Genomic DNA, 23,089 nt, shown 5'->3' with positions numbered 1-23,089 from the left:
CCCCCTTGTAAATTAAATTCTTAATTATACAAAAATATATTAACATGGTTTTAACAAAGAGTTTTCTTTTAATGAGAAAATGTTGGGAGGTAAGTTAAGAAAAGGAACGAATATTATTTTGAAAATATGTAAAAAGGTGCTGAGAAAAAGTGTACCATCATACAAAAACAAAAGGAGATTTAGCTGTTTTAAAGGCACAAGTTGATTTGTATGAAAAAGGATATATGATTTTAATACCACAAACAGAGCATTCGCCCTTTGATCTTGTAGTGTATAAAGGCGGGGTATTTAAAAGGGTGCAAGTGAAATATAGAGAGTTGAATGCAAGAGGGATACTGGAAGTAAAATTCCGATCTAGTTATTCTACAGCAAGCGGAGTCGCTACAAAAGAAGTGAATAAAGAAGAAATAGATGTGTATTGTGTATATTGTCCTCAAACGGATTGTTGTTATTATTTCAACCCAAAATTATTTAGTAAATCTATTAGTTTAAGAGTGGATTCTCCGAAAAATAACCAAGAGAAAAAAGTTAATTTTGCAAGTGATTATAGAGAAATTCCGTAAAAACACTTCAAGTTATGTGAGGTGTTTTTCTATCCTCTTTTGAAATCTTACAATTCTGTAAGGTAGTTCGATGGTAACAAATTGCTAATCCTCTATAATGAAGGTAACAACGATAAAACGAGGAGGAAGAAATAATGAAGGGATTAATCGTAACAGGTTTAACAGTTGCTTTTGGATTTGTAGCGTATGAGAAATTAACGTATGTAGTTGATGTTGTAAAACATTTAATCGCGTAGAGGAAACTACCATGAGAGGGAAAGGGAATGAGTGAATGAATGGAATGGTTATTTGGAATTATAGGTACTTGTAGTGTTGTGTTATTGTTCTTTGTCCCAAGTGGTATACTTAGTTCGACAACGAGTTTGTTCTTCTTAAGTTTGTTTGCTTGTACGATGCTCATCATTATGTTTTTAATGAAACGAAGTAAACCAATCTTCTACTTTAGCATGATTGTTATGGCAATTATTGTTCTCCAAATTATTACCCTTGTTATATACTCCACTATTATAAACGCTTTCCATTAATGATGAATCCTCTGCTTGAATTGCTGAGGGTTTTTATTTGCATATTTTTAATTTTGAGTAGGAATTCACTTGTATTGAAATGTAAAAATTAAATATTTCTATATTTCAAACAAAGGGTTTCGGGATGTTGTGTTCTCATTACTCATTTGATATATTTACTTTAAAGATAATTAAAATCTAGAAAAAGAGGCGGACGTATGGATAAAAAAGAAAATACGGTCGTATTGTTTCCGCAACTATCAGAGCGCTATATTGATGAAGGTTTTTTAGCGCTGAAAGAGCGGAAATTCGAAGATGCATTGCGCTGCTTTGAAATATTACGTCAGTATAATGCAGAAACGGAACAAACGGAACTAGCTTCGGTTATTTGTTTGTTAGAATTAAAACATATGGAAGAAGCGAAAGAGAAATGTGAACAGTTACTGGAAACAGGAGCTGTCTTATTTGGTGATATTCTGGAAACGTATGTGACAATTTTAGTTCAAACAAATGATTATGAAGGTGTTATTGAAACTGTTGAAAAAGTTTTGCAAACGAAAGATGTAATGCCTGAACAAAAGGAAAAGTTAGCGCAGCTCGCTTTATTTGCAGAAGGTATGTTAAATGAAGTAGATACATCACGAGTTGATTCGAATTTTGAGTTAGATGAATTTACTAATGAAATATTTGGAGAAAACTTTGGGCAAAAGCTAAGAGCGATTCAGCAACTTTCGTTAAAAGATTTGGATCTTGCATTACCTATTTTAAAGAAATTTTTAATAGACGAAAAACAGCACCCTTATTTGAAAACTTCTATTTTATATAAAATGATAGAAAATCAAATAGAAGAAGAGATAGAGGTAGAAAAGTTTGGGAATACGATCAAGGTAATTCCAGCATTTACAGGTCATAATGAGGAGCAATCCAATAACATTATACATAGATTATCAAGTCGATTAGAGCAAAATTATCCTGATATATTTGATGCGATGGTTACATATTGGAAAGAATTGCAAATTAGCATTTTCCCATTCGCTCTATTAATGGATAAAGTGGAGATTTGGGCTGCTGTTTTAGAGAGAATTGGTAGAAAGCGTTTCGGGTTGACTATTGATGAAGAAGAGCTTATGACAGCGTATAATATTGAATTAGAAGAGTTTCATATTGCCTATCAATGGTTATTACGTGTTGAAAGAGAAGGATATTTGCCCGTATAATTATGAAAAAGAATCGTTCGGTTCTTGAAACGAGCATATTCTATGTTATAATGTAAGGGTTGCAAAAGGCAGAAATCTGCCTGTTTGTAAGAGAAGAGAAGTGTAATTCTCTTACTTAATATGTTTCATATTATTCTCGAACAAAATATACCGTAGTTGTCTTTTAGGCAATTAGTAGATTGGAACATTATATCTGAAAGCTTTTGCTAGAGGATTATTTGTACTTTTGTTATTTCAAAAAAGAGATAATGAAGATCTTAATCTATAGAGGTATGTGCATACATTATTATAGTTGGAGGGAAAGAATAAATGGCTGCAAAATGGGAAAAATTAGAAGGTAATGTAGGCGTTTTAACAATCGAAGTTGATGCTAAAGAAGTAAACAACTCTATCGACGCTGCGTTCAAAAAAGTAGTAAAAACAATCAACGTACCAGGTTTCCGTAAAGGAAAAATGCCTCGTCCGTTATTCGAACAACGCTTTGGTGTTGAATCTTTATACCAAGATGCTTTAGATATCATCTTACCAAAAGCATACGGTGAAGCAATCGATGAAGCTGGTATCTTCCCAGTTGCTCATCCTGAAATCGACATCGAGAAGTTCGAAAAAAATGCTAACCTTATCTTCACTGCAAAAGTTACAGTGAAACCTGAAGTTAAATTAGGTGAGTACAAAGGTTTAGCAGTAGAAAAAGTTGAAACAACTGTAACTGACGAAGATGTAGAGAACGAATTAAAATCTTTACAAGAGCGTCAAGCTGAGCTAGTTGTTAAAGAAGAAGGAACTGTTGAAAACGGTGATACAGCTGTAATCGACTTCGAAGGTTTCGTTGATGGCGAAGCATTTGAAGGCGGAAAAGGCGAAAACTACTCTCTAGCAATCGGTTCTGGTACATTCATCCCAGGTTTCGAAGAGCAAGTAATTGGTCTTAAATCTGGTGAGTCTAAAGACGTTGAAGTATCATTCCCAGAAGAGTACCATGCTGCTGAATTAGCTGGCAAACCAGCAACATTCAAAGTAACAGTTCATGAAATCAAAACAAAAGAACTTCCTGAGTTAAACGACGAGTTCGCTAAAGAAGCTGACGAAGCGGTTGCAACTCTTGATGAATTAAAAGCAAAACTTCGCACAAACTTAGAAGAAAGCAAAAAGCACGAAGCTGAGCACAAAGTACGTGACGAAGTAGTAGAATTAGCTGCTGCTAACGCTGAAATCGACATTCCAGAAGCTATGATCGACACTGAGTTAGATCGTATGGTTCGTGAATTCGAGCAACGTTTAAGCCAACAAGGTATGAACCTTGAGCTTTACTACCAATTCACAGGTACTGATGCTGACAAGTTAAAAGAGCAAATGAAAGAAGACGCTCAAAAACGCGTAAGAATCAACCTTGTTCTTGAAGCTATCATTGAAGCTGAAAACATCGAAGTTACTGAAGAAGAAGTAACTGCAGAAGTTGAAAAAATGGCTGAAATGTACGGTATGCCAGTAGACGCTATCAAGCAAGCTCTTGGAAGCGTAGACGCTTTAGCTGAAGATCTTAAAGTTCGTAAAGCTGTAGACTTCTTAGTAGAAAACGCTGCATAATAAAATAACAAGGCGCGATTTTAATCGTGCCTTGTTTTATAAATATAGAAATATATTTATAAAACTTTTCGATGAAGAAGGAAAACTTCCTTAATGAGTCGAATATACATATTTCAAAAGTTTTAAAAACTTTTATTTGTACATAACTAGTCATATTATTTGTATTTCTCGCCAAGTAGTGACATAATATGTATTTACATACGATACATTTATCGTGTACATACGAAGGCAAGAGGTTAGCACTTTGTAAGGGGTGTGAAAATATGTTTAAATTTAATGATGAAAAAGGGCAATTAAAATGTTCTTTCTGTGGTAAAACACAAACGCAAGTTCGAAAGTTAGTTGCAGGTCCAGGTGTTTACATTTGTGACGAGTGTATCGAACTTTGTACTGAAATTGTACAAGAGGAGCTTGCGAAAGACGAAGAAGTAGAATTCAAAGATGTACCGAAACCGGTAGAAATTCGTGAAATCTTAGATGAGTATGTCATCGGACAAGATAACGCGAAAAAAGCACTAGCGGTAGCGGTATATAACCATTACAAACGCATTAATTCTAACAGCAAAATTGATGATGTAGAATTAGCGAAGAGTAATATCGCACTTATCGGGCCAACAGGTAGTGGTAAAACATTACTGGCACAAACGTTAGCGCGTATTTTAAATGTTCCATTTGCGATCGCGGACGCAACATCTTTAACTGAAGCTGGGTACGTTGGGGAAGATGTAGAAAACATCTTACTTAAATTAATCCAAGCAGCTGATTATGATGTAGAGAAAGCGGAAAAAGGAATCATTTATATTGATGAGATTGATAAAGTGGCACGTAAGTCCGAAAATCCATCAATTACACGTGATGTATCTGGTGAAGGTGTGCAGCAGGCACTTCTGAAAATTTTAGAAGGTACTGTAGCAAGCGTTCCACCTCAAGGTGGCCGTAAGCATCCGCATCAAGAGTTTATTCAAATTGATACAACGAATATCTTATTCATCTGTGGTGGAGCGTTTGATGGCATCGAGCCAATTATTAAACGTCGTCTTGGTGAAAAAGTAATTGGATTTGGTTCTGAGAAGAAAAATGCTGATGTAAATGAGAAGCATGTTTTATCTCACGTATTACCAGAGGACCTTTTAAGATTTGGTTTAATTCCAGAGTTTATCGGTCGTCTTCCAGTTATTGCGAACCTAGAGCCGCTTGATGAAGATGCTCTTGTTGATATTTTAACGAAACCGAAAAATGCACTTGTTAAGCAATTCCAAAAACTATTGGAGCTTGACGATGTTGAGTTAGAGTTTGAAGAAGGCGCACTAATTGAGATTGCGAAAAAAGCAATTGAACGTAAAACAGGTGCTCGTGGACTTCGTTCTATTATTGAAGGCTTAATGCTTGAGGTAATGTTCGAGCTACCATCTCGCAAAGATATCGAGAAGTGTATTCTTACAAAAGAAACAGTAGCTGATAATGCAGCGCCAAAATTGGTGTTACAAGACGGTACTGTACTTGATACAAAAACATCTGCATAATGCGAAGGGGAAACAGCAATTTTTATAATTGCTGTTTTTCTTTATGTTTAGCTATGTTCCTCCGCGGAAATACTAAGAGATAAAACATTGCGGGAGGAAATAAATGATGAGCTGGACAAATATATTTTTACTTGTTCAACTTGTTTTTGGTGTAATTGTCGGATTGTATTTTTGGCATTTACTTCGAAATCAGCGAACACAAAAAGTTTCAATTGATCGAGAATCAAAAAAAGAATTAGAACAGCTTCGTAAAATGCGTGAGATTTCTTTAACAGAGCCGCTTGCGGAAAAGGTGCGTCCTACATCCTTTTTAGATATTGTGGGGCAAGAGGACGGGATTAAGTCGTTAAAAGCGGCTCTTTGTGGTCCAAACCCGCAACATGTGATTATATATGGTCCACCAGGTGTAGGAAAGACAGCGGCAGCACGTCTTGTATTAGAAGAAGCAAAACGAAATCCAAAATCTCCATTTCGCACAAATGCAACATTTATTGAACTGGATGCGACGACAGCTCGGTTTGATGAACGTGGTATTGCAGACCCTTTAATCGGTTCGGTGCATGATCCAATTTATCAAGGTGCTGGTGCGATGGGGCAAGCAGGTATTCCGCAACCGAAAAAAGGTGCGGTAACAGATGCTCACGGTGGTATTTTGTTTATTGATGAGATAGGTGAACTACATCCGATTCAAATGAACAAAATGTTAAAGGTGCTAGAAGATCGAAAAGTGTTTTTGGAAAGTGCATACTATAGTGAAGAAAATACGATGATTCCAACGTATATACATGATATTTTTCAAAAAGGTTTACCAGCCGATTTTCGCTTAGTTGGGGCGACGACACGTTCGCCAGATGAGATACCTCCTGCTATTCGGTCGCGCTGTTTAGAAGTGTTCTTCCGTGAGTTAGATACAGAAGAAATTCAAAAAGTAGCGAAGAATGCGGCTGACAAAGTGGAAATGCAAATCGGTGAAAATGGTATTGAAATGATTGGGATGTATGCGAGAAATGGGCGAGAAGCGATTAATCTTGTACAAATTTCTGCTGGAATGGCAATAAATGAAGAACGTCCTTTCATTAAAGATGAAGATATAGAGTGGGTTGTTCACTCTAGTCAGCTCACACCGAAGTATGAAAAACGCATTTACCCTATTCCGAGAATCGGTCTTGTAAATGGACTTGCTGTATACGGACCAAATACAGGCGCGTTATTAGAAATTGAAGTAACAGCAATCAAGGCGAAAGATAAAGGATCGGTAAATGTTACCGGAATTGTTGAAGAGGAAAGTATTGGTAGTCAAACGAAATCCATTCGTCGTAAAAGTATGGCGAAAGGTTCTGTAGATAATGTATTAACAGTACTTCGATCTCTAGATGTGTTGCCAGAAGGGTACGATATACATATTAATTTTCCAGGTGGTATCCCGATTGATGGGCCTTCGGCGGGAATTGCTATGGCAACAGGCGTGTATTCAGCAGTGCATCATACGTATGTGAATAATGAGGTAGCGATGACTGGTGAGATAAGTATACACGGGGAAGTGAAACCTATCGGTGGTGTGTACGCAAAAATAAAAGCTGCGAAAAAGGCAGGAGCTAAGAAAGTTATCATTCCTGCTGAAAACATGCAACCATTTTTGTATACAATAAAAGGAATTGAAATTATTCCTGTTCGGAAGCTGAAGGAAGTATTTGAGCTAACGTTTATACAGGAAAATATACATCGAGAGCTTGATGTACATACTACGATAGACGAAACAGATGCACAATCAATGTGAGAATGAACGATAATAGTATTTGCCAGACTTCGTTTAAGTTTGTATGCTTAAGCGGAGTCTTTTTTCTTTTATAAGGGAGAAAAAACGAGGGATTTACAGTTGCGGAGAATCTCTGCAATTGCATCTAGATGTATTGTAATATAAAATAGTTGAACAGGAGTTTAATTTATTATGGAGGTGCTATGTCTAGTATGAATACGAATGAAAGAATCGTGCCCCTCCTACCATTAAGAGGCGTTCTCGTATATCCAACGATGGTTCTGCATCTTGATGTAGGACGTGATAAATCGATACAAGCACTAGAGCAGGCGGCAATGGATGAAAATATCATCTTTTTAGCAATGCAAAAAGAAATGAATATCGATGATCCGAAAGAAGATGACATATATAGTGTAGGTACAGTGGCGAAAGTGAAGCAAATGTTAAAATTGCCTAACGGTACGCTTCGTGTCCTTGTAGAAGGTTTACATAGAGCAGAAGTAGTAGAGTTTATCGAAGAAGAAAATGTAGTGCAAGTTTCTATTAAAACGATAACGGAAGAAGTGGAAGCTGATTTAGAAGAGAAAGCCCTTATGCGTACATTACTGGAGCATTTTGAACAATATATTAAAGTTTCGAAAAAAGTTTCAAATGAAACATTTGCAACGGTAGCTGATGTAGAAGAGCCAGGAAGATTAGCTGATTTAACTGCTTCTCACTTGCCAATTAAAACGAAGCAGAAACAAGAGATTTTAGAGATTATATCTGTGAAAGAACGATTACATACACTTATTTCAATTATTCAAGATGAACAAGAATTACTTAGTTTAGAAAAGAAAATTGGACAAAAAGTGAAACGTTCAATGGAGCGCACGCAAAAAGAATATTTCTTACGTGAGCAAATGAAGGCGATTCAAACTGAACTTGGCGATAAAGAAGGTAAGGGCGGGGAAGTTGAAGAACTTCGTGAGAAAATTGAACAGTCAGGAATGCCTGAAGAAACAATGAAGGCTGCGCTGAAAGAATTAGATCGTTATGAAAAGTTACCAGCAAGTTCTGCGGAGAGCGGTGTAATTCGAAATTATATCGATTGGTTATTAGCGCTTCCGTGGACAGAAGCAACAGAGGATATGATTGATCTTGCTCATTCTGAAGAGATTTTAAACAAAGATCATTACGGTCTTGAGAAAGTGAAAGAGCGCGTACTTGAATATTTAGCGGTACAGAAGTTAACAAATTCATTAAAAGGACCTATCCTTTGTTTAGTAGGACCTCCTGGGGTCGGAAAAACTTCGTTAGCGCGTTCCATTGCAACATCATTAAATCGTAATTTTGTCCGTGTATCCCTTGGTGGTGTACGTGATGAATCTGAAATTCGTGGTCACCGCCGTACGTACGTTGGAGCAATGCCAGGACGCATTATTCAAGGTATGAAAAAGGCGAAATCAGTTAATCCAGTCTTTTTATTAGATGAGATTGATAAAATGTCTAACGATTTCCGTGGAGATCCATCAGCCGCATTACTTGAAGTGTTAGATCCAGAACAAAACCATAACTTCAGTGATCATTACATTGAAGAACCATATGATTTATCCAAGGTTATGTTTGTAGCAACTGCAAATACACTTTCCAGTATTCCAGGCCCATTACTTGATCGTATGGAAATTATTTCGATTGCTGGCTATACAGAACTTGAAAAAGTTCATATTGCTCGTGAACATTTATTGCCGAAACAATTAAAAGAGCATGGCTTACGAAAAGGTAATTTACAAGTACGTGATGAAGCGCTTCTTGAAATGATTCGCTATTATACACGTGAGGCTGGTGTTCGTACACTAGAGCGCCAAATTGCAAAAGTTTGTCGTAAAGCAGCAAAGATTATCGTTACAGCAGAACGCAAGCGTATTGTAGTAACAGAGAAAAATGTTGTTGATTTACTTGGTAAGCACATATTCCGTTATGGGCAAGCTGAAAAAACAGACCAAGTTGGTATGGCGACAGGTTTAGCGTATACAGCAGCAGGTGGCGATACACTGGCGATCGAAGTGTCCGTAGCGCCAGGTAAAGGGAAATTAATTTTAACAGGGAAACTTGGGGATGTTATGAAAGAATCCGCACAAGCAGCGTTTAGCTATATTCGTTCTCGTGCAGAAGAGCTTCAGATTGATCCTGATTTCCATGAGAAAAATGATATTCATATTCATGTTCCAGAAGGAGCAGTTCCAAAGGATGGACCGTCAGCAGGTATTACGATGGCAACAGCACTTATTTCTGCACTAACAGGTATTCCTGTAAGTAAAGAAGTGGGGATGACAGGTGAAATTACACTTCGTGGTCGTGTATTACCGATTGGTGGTTTAAAAGAAAAAACATTAAGTGCTCACCGCGCAGGTTTAACAAAGATTATTTTACCGGCGGAAAATGAGAAAGATTTAGATGATATTCCAGAGAGCGTAAAAGAAAACCTTACGTTTGTGCTTGCATCTCATTTAGATGAAGTATTGGAGCACGCATTAGTAGGAGTGAAACAATGAAAGTAACAAAAGCAGACATTGTAATTAGTGCTGTTAAACCAGAACAATATCCAGACGGTGACTTACCAGAAATCGCATTAGCGGGTCGTTCCAATGTCGGGAAGTCTTCATTTATTAATAAAATTTTAAATCGTAAAAAGTTAGTGCGTATTTCTTCTAAACCAGGGAAAACACAAACATTAAACTTCTTCTTAATTAATGAGATGATGCACTTTGTGGATGTTCCAGGTTACGGATATGCGAAAGTATCTAAAACGGAGCGCGCAGCTTGGGGTAAAATGATTGAGACGTACTTTACAACACGTGAGCAATTAGACGCAGCTGTACTAGTAGTTGATTTACGTCACAAACCAACAAATGATGATGTAATGATGTATGATTTCTTAAAGCATTATGACATCCCAACAATTATTATTGCAACGAAAGCCGATAAAATTCCGAAAGGGAAATGGCAAAAGCATTTAAAAGTTGTTAAAGAAACGCTTGATATTGAAAGTGGCGATGAAGTCGTTCTATTCTCTTCTGAAACAGGACTTGGAAAAGAAGAAGCATGGAAAGCAATTCATAAATTTACAAAAACAAAAAACGCGTGACGAATGTCGTGCGTTTTTTGTTTTACTAATTTTTTTAGCGTATGTTTAATGTAACCTCAATATTTCCTCGTGTTGCTTTAGAGTAAGGGCATACACCGTGAGCGGCTTCTACAAGTTCTTGTGCTTCGCTATGTGAGACGCCGGCAACATGTACATCAAGCACAGCGGATAGGCCGAAACCACCGTCTGTATCTTTTCCGATAGAAACGTGAGCAGTTACTTCTGTGCTTTCTACTTTCACACGTTTTGTACGAATGACAAGTTGTAACGCACTATCAAAACAAGCAGCATAACCAGCAGCAAATAGTTGTTCTGGATTTGTTGCCTCTCCGCCTGCACCACCTAGTGCTTTCGGCATTTTTACATCAAGATTTAATATGCCATCATCTGAAACTACTTTTCCGTTTCTTCCACCTGTAGCAGTTACTGAAGCAGTATATAATTTATCCATGTTTATTCCCCTTTTCTATCATTAATTGTTTTCATTGTTTCAATTAGTTTATTTAATTGAATTAATAAAGAACGATATTCTTGTTCTGTAATTCCTAAATTTGTAGCCATTGTTGTCGGTAATGAACAAGCCTTATCTTGTAAATCTTTACCTTGTTCTGTTAATTCAATACATACTTTTCGCTCATCTTCTTTGGAACGAACGCGTTTTACAAGGTTTAATGATTCCATTCGTTTTAGCATAGGTGTTAACGTACCTGAATCTAAAAATAGACGTTCTCCAATTTCTTTTACTGTTAGTCCATCTTGCTCCCATAGTACGAGTAAAGTAATGTACTGTGGATACGTAATGCCCATTTCTTCTAAATACGGTCGGTAAAAGCGTGTAACCTCTCTAGAACAGGCGTAAATAGAAAAACAAAGTTGGTTATCTAGATGTAAAGAATTATTTACCATACATAACTCCTTTCTTATTGAGTTGTGCACAATTTAATTTTGTAAAACCAATATGACGGAAAAGAAATACAATGTCAAATACATTGTATTGAGAAAGTTTGTGCTACAATTTGGAACAATCATACATATTTTCCTTCATGATGAAAGAAGATAGGAAAGATGATGTTATAATTCATATGGAATAGTTTCCATCACTTGATTATGAGGACTTTTTTTGGTAACGTACAAATAGAGTTATTATTTTATAATCATTATAAAGTAGAAAGTTTTTATTCATTTTACTGAATCTCCTTTCTTACATATGGAGAATAAATAAAAAAATAATCGGTTGTTCACACGATTGTCAGATTCATAAGAGGAAAGTTGTATTATGATAGTAGATAAAGTGATAAAACGGGTGAAGGGGGACATGCTGCGTGCATATTCTTGTTGTTAGTGTAAATTATCGAACAGCCCCTGTAGAATTTCGTGAGAAACTCACATTTCAGGCAACAGAACTAGAGCAAGCAATGACGACATTACAAAAGCAAAAGAGCGTGTTAGAGAATGTCATTGTATCAACTTGTAATCGCACTGAGATTTACGCTGTTGTCGATCAATTACACACGGGACGGTATTATATTAAGAAGTTTTTAGCTGATTGGTTTCAGCTTGAAATAGAAGAAGTCGCACCATATTTAACTATTTTTGAACAAGATGGTGCAATCGATCATTTATTCCGCGTAACGTGCGGTTTAGATTCTATGGTAGTTGGAGAGACGCAAATTTTAGGTCAAATAAAAGATAGCTTTTTAGAAGCGCAGCAAGTAAAAGCAACAGGGACAATTTTTAATGAATTGTTTAAGCAAGTCATTACATTAGCGAAACGTGCTCACTCAGAAACGACAATTGGTGAAAGTGCGATGTCTGTTAGTTATGCTGCTGTTGAGCTAGGGAAAAAAATATTCGGCGAGTTAACAGATTGTCACGTGCTTATTCTCGGTGCTGGTAAAATGGGTGAACTTGCACTTCAAAACTTATATGGAAGTGGTGCTCGTAAAGTAACAGTCATGAATAGAACGCTTTCAAAAGCAGAAATAATGGCTGAGAAATATATGGGACACGCAAAACCTTTAAGTGAATTACAATGTGCATTATTAGAAGCTGATATTTTAATTAGTTCAACTGGTGCATCGGATTATGTCATTACGAAAGAGATGATGACAAAGGTAGAGAAAATGCGCTCTGGTCGTCCATTATTTATGGTTGATATTGCAGTGCCGCGTGATATTGATCCGGCAATTGATGAGCTAGAAGGTTCTTTCTTGTATGACATTGATGATTTGCAAGGAGTAGTAGAAGCGAACCGTGCTGAGCGTTTGAAAGAAGCAGAGAAAATTCAATTTATGATTGAAGAGGAAATTGTTTTATTTAAAACGTGGTTAAGTACACTTGGTGTCGTTCCGTTAATATCAGCTCTTCGTGATAAGGCACTTGCTATTCAAAGTGAAACGATGGAAAGTTTGGAACGAAAAATACCAACTCTTAGTGATCGTGAGAGAAAAGTAATTAGTAAGCATACGAAAAGTATTATTAATCAATTATTAAAAGACCCAATTCTAGTAGCGAAAGAAATAGCTGCTGAAGAGGGAGCAGACGAAAAATTAGCGTTATTTGCAAAGATTTTCGATTTAGAAATGGAAGACGTAGAGAGTCGTGCGGAAGAAGTAGAACATAAAAGAGCGTGGACACCATCCGTTCCATCTTTATAATTTGGAAGGATGATCGGATGAGTTTTTTAAATAACAGTATTATTTATCATATTGCAATTATTTTATATGCTTGTAGCATTAGTTTATATTTTATAGATTATTTCCAAAGTAACCGAAAGGCGAACCGATTTGCTTTTTGGTTACTTTCGATTGTATGGGTTCTGCATTCTATTTTTATGTTACTTAGAGCTACAGATTCAGAAACGAACCCTCTTTTAACCTTATTATCAGGCATTTATTTTTATGTTTGGCTATTGATTACGATGTCGTTAGTCATTAATCGATTTATGAGAATCGATTTTTTAGTCTTTTTTACAAATGTTGTTGCATTTGGCGTAAGCGCTTTTTCTATTTTTACGCCGCTTGGAAAGATGTCGCCGGTACTTGCAGAGCAATTAGTTTCGGAGCTTGTATACGTACATGTCGGTATGGCTATTATTTCTTATGCAACTTTTACTGTATCGTTCATTTTTTCTATTATGTATTTATTGCAATATCGCCTATTAAAAAAGAAAAAATGGAATGCGAGATTAAGAAGGTTAGGGAATTTACCGAAGCTAGAATCGATGTCTTACGGATTAAATTTATTTTCTGTTCCATTTTTCTTACTAGCTATTTTATTAGGATGCATATGGGGATATACAAAATTGGACAATTTCCATTGGTATGATACGAAAGTAATCGGGTCTTTTGTCGTTCTATTTGTATATTGTGCTGGCCTATATTTACGAGCGGCAGATGTGTTGCAAGGGAAGAAAATCGTGCAGTGGAACATCGGAGCATTTCTCGTAATGCTAATTAATATTTTTCTATTAAGCAGTTTATCCAACTTCCACTTTTGGTATTTATAATGAGGAGAGAAAATTATGCGCAAAATTATTGTAGGGTCACGAAAGAGTAAATTAGCATTAACGCAAACAAATTGGTTTATTGATCAGTTAAAAGCGCTAGGTTTACCATATGAATTTGAAGTGAAAGAAATCGTTACAAAAGGCGATGTTATTTTAGATGTTACTCTTTCAAAAGTAGGTGGCAAAGGCTTGTTTGTGAAAGAGATTGAACATGCGCTACTTACGAAAGAAATTGATATGGCTGTACATAGTATGAAAGATATGCCGGCCGTACTTCCAGAAGGATTAATGATTGGTTGTACACCAAAGCGTGTTGACCCTCGTGATGCTTTTATCTCAAAAAACGGAGCGTCGTTTAAAGAGTTAGCAGAAGGCGCTATTTTAGGTACGAGTAGTTTAAGACGTAGTGCACAGCTACTCGCTGCGAGACCAGACTTACAAGTGAAGTGGATTCGCGGAAATATCGATACACGTTTACGCAAATTAAAAGAAGAAGATTACGATGCAATTATTTTAGCGACAGCGGGATTACAAAGAATGGGCTGGGATAATGAAGTTATTACAGAACATTTAGATGAGACGTTATGTGTACCTGCTGTAGGACAAGGTGCATTAGCGATTGAGTGTCGTGAGGATGATAAAGATTTACTGCAGTTGTTAGCGCGTATGAATGATGCAGTAACAGAAAAAACAGTGGCAGCAGAACGCGTATTTCTTCATAAACTTGAAGGTGGATGCCAAGTGCCGATCGCAGGATATGCAACTCTTACAGAAAACGATGCAATCGAATTAACAGCTCTTGTCGGGTCTATGGACGGTTCTGTTTTATTGAAAGAGACAGTAGTAGGAACTGATCCAGAGAAAGTAGGATTAGAGGCTGCGGACCGTTTAATAAAACAAGGCGCAAAAGAACTTATTCTTGCTGCAAATAAGGGGCAACAATAAGTATGAACGCTCTCGCTGGCAAAACGGTATTGATTACGCGTGCCCAGCATCAAGCAAAACAAATGAGTGTAGCGGTGAAAGAAAAGAGCGGAATTCCATTGGAAATTCCGCTTTTGCGTATGGAAGGTATGTCTCATAGGCAAATTCAACATATAGCAGGGCAGTTACATTCGTATGACTGGGTTATTTTTACGAGTAAAAATGGGGTAGCTTTTTTTCTAGATCGTTTGAGACAGAAGCTACCTGTAACGACTAAAATTGCTGCAGTAGGTGTGAAAACAAAGTTAGAGTTAGAAAAGCGAGGCTATGAAGTGGACTTCGTTCCAACTTCATTTGTTGCAGAAGTATTTGCAGAAGAGTTTGTAAAAAGACTAAGTGGAAACGAATGCATTTTATTTCCGAAAGGGAATTTAGCAAGAGACGTAATTCCAGTTGCGCTTCGTGAAATGGGTGTTTCTCTAGATGAGCTAATCGTGTATGGTACGAAAGAAAATGTAGAGAAAAAGCAAGAGCTTATAGAAGCGTTAGAAGTAGGGAAAGTAGACATTATTACATTTACGAGCCCTTCCACTGTTACTAGTTTTGTTCGTTTACTTGAGGGTACAAACTGGAGAGAATGGACAAAAAAATGTACAATTGCTTGTATAGGGCCTATTACGGAAAAAGAGGCGAGCCTTTATTTTCCGCATATTATTATGCCGAAAGAGTACACTGTAGAAGCATTACTACAATGTGTTTGTGAATCTATAAAATAAAAGAATGGGGATAGAAATCTATGAACTCTTTACAATTTAATCGTCATCGTCGCTTAAGACAAAGCGGGGGCATGCGTGCGCTTGTGCGTGAAACGTTTTTACATACGGAAGATTTTATTTACCCTATTTTTGTATTAGAAGGAGAAAATGTTCGTAATGAAGTGCCTTCTATGCCAGGCGTATATCAAATATCTTTAGATTTATTGCAAGCTGAAATGCAAGAAGTTGTTGATTTAGGTATTCGTTCTGTTATTGTATTTGGTTTACCTGCTGAAAAAGATGAAGTTGGATCATCAGCATATTGTGATCATGGAATTGTGCAACGTGCGATTCAGCAAATTAAAGGTGAATTCCCTGATCTAGTAGTAGTTGCGGATACATGTTTATGTCAATTCACAAGCCATGGTCATTGCGGTGTAATTGAAGATGGTATTATTTTAAATGACGAGTCTCTTGCAGTTCTTGCAAAAACAGCTGTAAGTCAAGCGAAAGCAGGGGCGGACATTATTGCGCCATCAAACATGATGGACGGATTCGTAACAGCAATTCGCCACGCATTAGATGAAAATGGTTTTGGACATGTACCAGTTATGTCATACGCTGTGAAATATTCATCAGCATTTTACGGACCATTCCGTGATGCTGCGCACGGTGCACCGCAATTTGGTGATCGTAAAACATATCAAATGGACCCAGCGAACCGCATGGAAGCATTCCGTGAAGCAGAATCAGATGTAATGGAAGGGGCAGATTTCTTAATTGTAAAGCCAGCTCTTTCTTACTTAGATATCGTTCGTGATGTGAAAAATAACTTTAACTTACCAGTCGTTGCTTATAACGTAAGCGGTGAATATTCAATGATTAAAGCGGCAGCGCAAAATGGGTGGATTAATGAAAAAGAAGTTGTACTTGAAAAATTAATTAGTATGAAACGCGCAGGAGCAGATTTAATTATTACGTATCATGCGAAAGATGCAGCAAGATGGTTACAAGAAGGAGGCGCTAAATAATGAAAAAGTTTGATAAGTCGATTGCAGCGTTTGAAGAGGCTCAAGATTTAATGCCTGGTGGCGTAAATAGCCCAGTTCGTGCCTTTAAGTCTGTCGGTATGAATCCGTTGTTTATGGAGCGTGGAAAAGGCTCTAAAGTATATGATATCGATGGAAATGAATACATCGATTACGTATTATCATGGGGTCCTTTAATTCATGGTCATGCAAATGATCGTGTTGTTGAGGCTTTAAAAGCTGTTGCTGAAAGAGGTACGAGCTTCGGTGCTCCAACGGAAATTGAAAATAAATTAGCAAAACTTGTTATTGAGCGTGTTCCATCAATTGAGATTGTGCGTATGGTTAACTCTGGAACAGAAGCGACAATGAGTGCGCTACGTTTAGCTCGTGGTTATACAGGCCGTAACAAAATTTTGAAATTTATCGGTTGTTATCACGGTCATGGTGACTCGTTATTAATTAAAGCGGGTTCTGGTGTAGCGACGCTAGGTTTACCAGATAGCCCAGGTGTACCAGAAGGTGTAGCGAAAAATACGATTACAGTAGCGTATAACGATTTAGAAAGTGTGAAATACGCTTTCGAACAATTCGGTGATGATATTGCCTGTGTCATTGTAGAACCAGTAGCAGGGAATATGGGTGTTGTTCCTCCGCAACCAGGATTTTTAGAAGGTCTTCGTGAAGTAACAGAGCAAAATGGTGCATTGCTTATTTTTGATGAAGTAATGACAGGATTCCGTGTTGCTTATAATTGTGGACAAGGTTATTACGGTGTAACACCTGATTTAACTTGTTTAGGTAAAGTAATCGGTGGTGGATTACCGGTAGGAGCATACGGTGGTAAAGCAGAAATTATGCGCCAAGTTGCACCGAGCGGACCGATTTATCAAGCAGGTACTTTATCAGGTAACCCACTAGCAATGGCGGCAGGTTATGAAACGTTAGTACAGTTAACGCCAGAATCGTATGTAGAATTTGAGCGTAAAGCTGAAATGCTAGAAGCTGGCTTACGTAAAGCGGCTGAAAAACATGGCATTCCGCATCATATCAATCGTGCGGGTTCTATGATTGGTATCTTCTTTACAGATGAACCAGTTATTAATTACGATGCAGCAAAATCTTCAAACTTAGAGTTCTTTGCGGCTTACTATCGTGAAATGGTAGAACAAGGTGTATTTTTACCGCCATCCCAATTTGAAGGTTTATTCTTATCGACAGCACATAGTGATGCAGATATTGAGGCGACAATTGCAGCGGCTGAAATTGCAATGTCAAAATTAAAAGCTTAATTGAATAAAGAAAATCGCTCTCCGTAAGGGGGGCGATTTTTTTTATTCATAAAGTCAGCTTTCCGTACATAAATCTGTAATGACATATAGTTTGGGAGGGGGAAAAGAAGTGGCAACAGATCATTCATTACGTTTTTCATTAAAAGAATCTGTTTGGTTCCAAAAAGGACAGGAAGTCGAAGAACTTTTGTCAATTTCGTTAGATCCAGACGTTGAGATAGAAGAGCTTGATCATGAGGTAATTGTGAGAGGGCAATTAGATTTAATGGGAGAGTATGTTGCACGAAAAGATGATTCAGCTTATTCATTAAGAGATCTATCGCCAGCGAAGTCCATTGATTATGTAGAAACAAGAGAAGATGGGGTTAATGAACTTGTTCATTCCTTCCCGCTTGAAATATCAATTCCAAGAAACCGTGTGAAAGTAATTGAAGAACTATATGTATCTATCGAGGAATTTGATTATGAACTAAAGGAAAATGGTTGCTTACAATTATTAGCGGATATATCTATTACAGGTTTATGTGATGAAGAAAGAATTGAGGATGAAGAGGAAGAAACGGCGTATGCTGAGTTAGAGGATGATTCTGCGCAAGAGCATGAAACTAGACCAACGCCACAAGTCGAAGAGCCAGCCTATAAGGAATCAGATGAGTGGGAAGATTACGCATTTGAACCGTTCCAACTAGAAGAAAGAAAAGAGCAGGAAGTAGAAGAAGAGGAAATAGAAGAACATGAATTTGTAGAGCGTGAAGAGGAGAAAGAAACAACGCCGCAATTTGAATTGTTCGGAAGAAAAGATTTCAAGAAAGAACAAGCGAAAAAACAAGAAGTACAAGAAGAGGAAACGTATTCACAGCGGGATGAAAATGCGCTTTATTTAACGAAATTATTTACGAAAGAACCGGAAGAAGAATTTACAAAGTTACGAATGTATTTTGTGCAAGAAGGAGATACGATCGAATCTGTTGCAGAACGTTATGAAACATCTGTACAAAACTTATACCGTGTCAATCAAACAGAAGATATATATTTAACTACAGGACAAATTATTTATATTCCTGTTTCAAGAGCAAAAGCGAAATAAGGGAGTGTTTTCACTCACTTATTTTTCTAAAGGCTATGTTTTGAATAGAAAGGGTTATTCGTATGGATATGGAATTACGAAATCGTTATGAACCCATTGTAAGGCAATATAGATTGGATACGCAGCATATGGAAGAGCACGGAAGTGTGACGAAAATTTATACGAATCAAGGTCCATATGCGCTCAAGAAAATAGAAGGCAGAAAGTTAGAGCGGAATAACTTTTTGCATCATATTCAATATTTGAAGGAGAAAGGTTTTTCAAATTATGTACCTATATACCATGCGACGGACGGAAATTATATTTTAAGTGATGGTACGTATAATTATTATTTAATGCCTTGGTTAGAGCGTGCGGAAGGGAACGGCGAGGATAATGATCAATACCATAAAATGTTTCAGACTCTCGGAACGTTGCACCAAAAAACGGTAAAAGAAGAAACGTATACAGAAGAGGATTTAGAAAAACATTATACAAATATATCCGATCGCTGGGAAAATGATGGAGAGATGTTAGAAGAGTTTCTTGTAGAATCGGAAGCGAAGTGGTATATGTCTCCGTTTGAATTGCAGTATTGTACGTACTATCATCATGTAATGAGGGCGCGTGAGTTTGCAACGAAGCAATTAAATGAGTGGAACGATGCGATGAAAGAAAAAGAAACAACGCGCATTACTTTTGTACATGGTAACGTATCGCTTAATCATTTTTTATTTGATTATGAACGGAATGGCTATTTTATTAGTTTAGAAAAATCGAAGTTTGCAACACCTGTGCAAGATATTGTAGGGTTTTATTCTCGGTCGTTAAACACATATCCAATTGCGCGAAGTGATCGGTTTGAATGGTATCAAATGTATCAAAAAAATTTCCCTTTTACGAAAGAAGAGCAACTACTCATGTTTGCGTATATGACGTATCCATCGCAATTTATTCGGCAAATCCAGTCTTATAAGAAAAGAAGAGAGCGGCGTAATGAGGAAAATGAACTTCTCGGAGTAAAGAGTTTGCAACAAGCGCATTGGCTCGTTAGTAATATAGAATATTTTCTTTCGCAATTACAAGCTGCCCAGCAAGGGAACGGATAAAGAAGATAAGTAGAAGATGCTACTTATCTTCTTTTTTTACTCAAAAAGCTGTAGTCTTAAATTTATCTTGACGAATAAGGTTTCGTTTTTTACACTATTGTATATAATAATTAACAATCATATAAATGCCTTGAAGGGGAAGAGTATAACAAGAAACGTCTTCAGAGAGGAGAATCATTAGCTGGGAGATTCTCTAGATAGTTATGTTAGAAGGTAGCCCTGGAGCATCTTTTCTGAACGGAGTAGTTCTCATTAGGAAAAGACGGATTTGTCCGTTATCAAATTAAGAGTATAAGCAAATTCCTGAATTTGTTTGTAAATAAAGGTGGTACCGCGATGTCCCTCGTCCTTTTTTTGGATGAGGGGCATTTTTTATTTTAAGGAGGGAAAATAATGTCAAACACGGAAAAGAATTTACCAACTAAATATGATCATATGTCCGTTGAAGAAGGCCTTTATCAGTGGTGGCTAGAAGGCAAATATTTTGAAGCAACAGGAGACGAGAAGAAACAACCGTATACAATTGTAATTCCACCTCCGAACGTAACTGGTAAGTTACACTTAGGTCATGCTTGGGATACAACTCTTCAAGATATTTTAACTCGTACGAAGCGTATGCAAGGTTACGATGTATTGTGGCTTCCAGGAATGGACCATGCGGGTATCGCAACACAAGCGAAAGTAGAAGGGAAACTTCGTGAAGAAGGTATTTCACGTTACGATCTTGGCCGTGAGAAATTCCTTGAAAAGGCTTGGGAATGGAAAGAAGAATACGCTTCTCACATTCGTCAACAATGGGGGAAAGTTGGTTTAGGACTAGACTATTCTCGCGAACGTTTCACATTAGACGAAGGTTTATCTGATGCGGTTAATAAAGTGTTCGTTCAATTATACGAAAAAGGCTTAATTTACCGCGGTGAATATATTATCAACTGGGACCCGGCAACACGCACAGCTCTTTCGGATATCGAAGTAATTCATAAAGAAGTTCAAGGTGCATTCTACCATATGAACTATCCGTTAACAGATGGATCTGGTCACATTCGTCTTGCAACAACTCGTCCAGAGACGATGCTTGGTGATACAGCGGTAGCGGTTCATCCAGAAGATGATCGTTACAAGCATTTAATCGGAAAAACAGTTACACTTCCAATCGTAGGCCGTGAGATTCCGATTATTGCTGATGAGTACGTAGAAAAAGATTTCGGAACAGGTGTTGTAAAAATTACGCCAGCTCATGACCCGAATGACTTTGAAGTAGGTAACCGTCATGACTTACCACGTATCTTAGTAATGAACGAAGATGGAACGATGAACGAAAAAGCTGGTAAGTATAACGGCATGGATCGTTTCGAGTGTCGTAAAGCGTTAGTGAAAGATTTACAAGAAGCGGGCGTATTAGTAGAAATCGAGCCTCATATGCATTCAGTAGGTCATAGTGAGCGTAGTGGTGCAGTTGTTGAGCCTTACTTATCAACACAATGGTTCGTAAAAATGGCTCCGCTTGCTGAGAAGGCAGTAGCGCTTCAGCAAAAAGAAGAAGAGAAAGTAACGTTCGTACCAGATCGTTTCGAAAACACATATTTACGTTGGATGGAAAATATTCACGACTGGTGTATTTCTCGTCAATTATGGTGGGGACACCGCATTCCAGCTTGGTATCATAAAGAAACTGGTGAAGTATACGTAGGTACAGAAGCGCCAGCAGATATTGAAAATTGGAATCAAGATAACGACGTACTTGATACATGGTTCAGTTCAGCGTTATGGCCATTCTCAACACTTGGTTGGCCAAATGAAGATGCAGCGGACTTCAAACGTTACTATTCAACTGATGCACTAGTAACTGGTTATGACATCATCTTCTTCTGGGTATCTCGTATGATTTTCCAAGGTTTAGAGTTTACAGGCGAGCGTCCATTTAAAGATGTATTAATTCACGGTTTAGTTCGTGATGAGCAAGGACGTAAAATGAGTAAATCTCTTGGTAACGGTATTGACCCAATGGAAGTTATCGAGAAGTACGGTGCAGATGCAATGCGTTTCTTCTTATCAACAGGAAGTGCACCAGGTCAAGATTTACGCTTCAGCATGGAGAAAGTAGAATCTACTTGGAACTTCATTAATAAAATTTGGAATGCATCACGTTTCGTATTAATGAACATGGATGACATGAAATATGAAGAAATCGATTTAACTGGTGAAAAATCAGTTGCAGATAAGTGGATTTTAACTCGCTTAAATGAAACAATCGAAAGCGTAACACGTAACATGGATAAATATGAGTTCGGTGAAGCTGGTCGCTCATTATACAACTTCATCTGGGATGATTTCTGTGACTGGTACATTGAAATGGCGAAACTTCCTCTATACGGTGAAGATGAAGCAGCTAAGAAAACAACTCGTTCTATTTTAGCTTACGTATTAGATCAAACAATGCGTCTATTACACCCATTCATGCCATTCGTAACAGAGAAGATTTGGCAACATTTACCGCATGAAGGCGAATCTATTACAGTAGCAGCGTGGCCAACAGTACGCGAAGATTTACAAGATGCAGAAGCTGCAGCAGAAATGCACCTTCTAGTTGATATCATTCGTTCTGTTCGTAACATCCGTGCAGAAGTTAATACGCCAATGAGCAAAAAAGTTCAAATGCAAATTAAAGCAAAAGATGAGGCTGTACTTGCTCAGCTTACGAAAAATAGCTCTTACATTGAGCGTTTCTGTAACCCAAGCGAGTTAACAATTCAAACGGATTTACAAGCGCCAGAAAAAGCGATGACTGCAATCGTAACAGGTGCAGAGTTATTCTTACCGTTAGCTGACCTTATCAATCTTGATGAAGAGAGAGCGCGTCTTGAGAAAGAACTTGAGAAGTTCGATAAAGAAGTAGAACGTGTACAGAAGAAACTTTCAAACCAAGGTTTCGTAGCAAAAGCTCCTGCAGCAGTTATTGAAGGAGAGCGTGCGAAAGAGCAAGATTACCTAGAAAAACGCGAAGCAGTTCGCCAACGTTTAGCGGATCTTGAGAAATAAAAATGTTTTTTAGAGACTCACTATATTGGTGAGTCTCTTTTCTTTGCGTATAATAGGAATATGAAGGTTGTCTTTTGAAAGGGGAAAGCATA

19 protein-coding genes and 1 other annotated feature are annotated in these 23,089 nt (G+C 37.4%); of the genes, 17 read left to right on the top strand and 2 right to left on the bottom strand.

From position 1 onward, the window contains the following. Nucleotides 1-149 precede the first annotated feature (149 nt). The 8 genes from PDQ68_RS04275 (at nucleotide 150) to ysxC (ending at nucleotide 10,276) form a co-directional block, all read left to right on the top strand. Complete coding sequence (locus PDQ68_RS04275) at nucleotides 150-563, top strand: group I intron-associated PD-(D/E)XK endonuclease (RefSeq protein ID WP_061184121.1); 414 nt, start codon at nucleotides 150-152, stop codon at nucleotides 561-563. 275 nt (nucleotides 564-838) lie between these two features. After that, complete coding sequence (locus PDQ68_RS04270; RefSeq protein WP_061184120.1) at nucleotides 839-1,087, top strand: hypothetical protein; 249 nt, start codon at nucleotides 839-841, stop codon at nucleotides 1,085-1,087. Nucleotides 1,088-1,284: 197 nt separating this feature from the next. Beyond that, complete coding sequence (locus PDQ68_RS04265; protein ID WP_061184119.1) at nucleotides 1,285-2,283, top strand: hypothetical protein; 999 nt, start codon at nucleotides 1,285-1,287, stop codon at nucleotides 2,281-2,283. Between the two features lie 309 nt (nucleotides 2,284-2,592). Then, on the top strand, nucleotides 2,593-3,870 hold the full coding sequence (tig, locus tag PDQ68_RS04260; RefSeq protein ID WP_016718608.1) for a trigger factor: 1,278 nt from the start codon (nucleotides 2,593-2,595) through the stop codon (nucleotides 3,868-3,870). A 263-nt stretch (nucleotides 3,871-4,133) separates the two neighbouring features. Further along, nucleotides 4,134-5,393 carry an ATP-dependent protease ATP-binding subunit ClpX gene (gene clpX / locus PDQ68_RS04255; protein ID WP_000472282.1) on the top strand — a complete coding sequence of 420 codons (1,260 nt, stop codon included), beginning with the start codon at nucleotides 4,134-4,136 and terminating at the stop codon, nucleotides 5,391-5,393. A gap of 106 nt (nucleotides 5,394-5,499) precedes the next feature. Further along, a complete protein-coding gene (gene lonB, locus PDQ68_RS04250; protein ID WP_029141203.1) occupies nucleotides 5,500-7,170 on the top strand; it encodes an ATP-dependent protease LonB in 1,671 nt (556 codons plus the stop codon). Nucleotides 7,171-7,352: 182 nt separating this feature from the next. Beyond that, nucleotides 7,353-9,683 carry an endopeptidase La gene (gene lon, locus PDQ68_RS04245; RefSeq protein ID WP_000097298.1) on the top strand — a complete coding sequence of 777 codons (2,331 nt, stop codon included), beginning with the start codon at nucleotides 7,353-7,355 and terminating at the stop codon, nucleotides 9,681-9,683. Next, nucleotides 9,680-10,276 carry a ribosome biogenesis GTP-binding protein YsxC gene (ysxC, locus tag PDQ68_RS04240; RefSeq protein ID WP_000869113.1) on the top strand — a complete coding sequence of 199 codons (597 nt, stop codon included), beginning with the start codon at nucleotides 9,680-9,682 and terminating at the stop codon, nucleotides 10,274-10,276. Before lon ends, ysxC begins: the two co-directional genes overlap by 4 nt. A gap of 34 nt (nucleotides 10,277-10,310) precedes the next feature. Here ysxC and PDQ68_RS04235 read toward each other — a convergent pair whose 3' ends face one another. Beyond that, nucleotides 10,311-10,727, bottom strand: a complete 417-nt coding sequence (locus PDQ68_RS04235) for an organic hydroperoxide resistance protein (RefSeq protein ID WP_061184118.1) — start codon at nucleotides 10,725-10,727, stop codon at nucleotides 10,311-10,313. Between the two features lie 2 nt (nucleotides 10,728-10,729). Further along, nucleotides 10,730-11,182, bottom strand: a complete 453-nt coding sequence (locus PDQ68_RS04230) for a MarR family winged helix-turn-helix transcriptional regulator (RefSeq protein WP_000247913.1) — start codon at nucleotides 11,180-11,182, stop codon at nucleotides 10,730-10,732. Between the two features lie 416 nt (nucleotides 11,183-11,598). Between PDQ68_RS04230 and hemA the strand changes: the two genes are divergently transcribed. From hemA to PDQ68_RS04185, 9 genes are all read left to right on the top strand, one after another. Beyond that, nucleotides 11,599-12,933, top strand: coding sequence for a glutamyl-tRNA reductase (gene hemA / locus PDQ68_RS04225; RefSeq protein WP_000547872.1), 1,335 nt, complete (start codon nucleotides 11,599-11,601; stop codon nucleotides 12,931-12,933). A 17-nt stretch (nucleotides 12,934-12,950) separates the two neighbouring features. Continuing rightward, the gene (locus tag PDQ68_RS04220) at nucleotides 12,951-13,784 is read left to right on the top strand and encodes a cytochrome C assembly family protein (RefSeq protein WP_000008996.1); all 834 of its coding nucleotides are present in this window, start codon (nucleotides 12,951-12,953) and stop codon (nucleotides 13,782-13,784) included. A 15-nt stretch (nucleotides 13,785-13,799) separates the two neighbouring features. Beyond that, complete coding sequence (gene hemC / locus PDQ68_RS04215; RefSeq protein WP_061184117.1) at nucleotides 13,800-14,729, top strand: hydroxymethylbilane synthase; 930 nt, start codon at nucleotides 13,800-13,802, stop codon at nucleotides 14,727-14,729. 2 nt (nucleotides 14,730-14,731) lie between these two features. After that, nucleotides 14,732-15,484: a uroporphyrinogen-III synthase gene (gene hemD, locus PDQ68_RS04210; RefSeq protein WP_016718604.1), complete on the top strand. Its 753-nt coding sequence runs from the start codon at nucleotides 14,732-14,734 to the stop codon at nucleotides 15,482-15,484. Nucleotides 15,485-15,504: 20 nt separating this feature from the next. Next, nucleotides 15,505-16,494 (top strand): porphobilinogen synthase, encoded by a 990-nt coding sequence (gene hemB / locus PDQ68_RS04205; protein ID WP_001087058.1) that lies wholly within the window; start codon nucleotides 15,505-15,507, stop codon nucleotides 16,492-16,494. Beyond that, nucleotides 16,494-17,783, top strand: a complete 1,290-nt coding sequence (gene hemL, locus PDQ68_RS04200; protein ID WP_000712928.1) for a glutamate-1-semialdehyde 2,1-aminomutase — start codon at nucleotides 16,494-16,496, stop codon at nucleotides 17,781-17,783. Before hemB ends, hemL begins: the two co-directional genes overlap by 1 nt. Before the next feature lie 109 nt (nucleotides 17,784-17,892). Further along, on the top strand, nucleotides 17,893-18,870 hold the full coding sequence (gene spoVID / locus PDQ68_RS04195; protein ID WP_061184116.1) for a stage VI sporulation protein D: 978 nt from the start codon (nucleotides 17,893-17,895) through the stop codon (nucleotides 18,868-18,870). A gap of 62 nt (nucleotides 18,871-18,932) precedes the next feature. After that, the gene (gene ysxE, locus PDQ68_RS04190) at nucleotides 18,933-19,958 is read left to right on the top strand and encodes a spore coat protein YsxE (RefSeq protein WP_000366998.1); all 1,026 of its coding nucleotides are present in this window, start codon (nucleotides 18,933-18,935) and stop codon (nucleotides 19,956-19,958) included. Between the two features lie 121 nt (nucleotides 19,959-20,079). After that, nucleotides 20,080-20,312: a binding site (T-box leader), on the top strand. A gap of 39 nt (nucleotides 20,313-20,351) precedes the next feature. Next, nucleotides 20,352-22,997 carry a valine--tRNA ligase gene (locus PDQ68_RS04185; RefSeq protein ID WP_000072228.1) on the top strand — a complete coding sequence of 882 codons (2,646 nt, stop codon included), beginning with the start codon at nucleotides 20,352-20,354 and terminating at the stop codon, nucleotides 22,995-22,997. The last annotated feature ends 92 nt before the right edge of the window (nucleotides 22,998-23,089 follow it).

The organism is Bacillus cereus group sp. Bc010 (genome assembly GCF_027716745.1).
GTDB lineage: Bacteria > Bacillota > Bacilli > Bacillales > Bacillaceae_G > Bacillus_A > Bacillus_A pacificus.
Note: the sequence above shows the minus strand (reverse complement) of the source record. Positions and strands in the feature narration are given on the sequence as shown.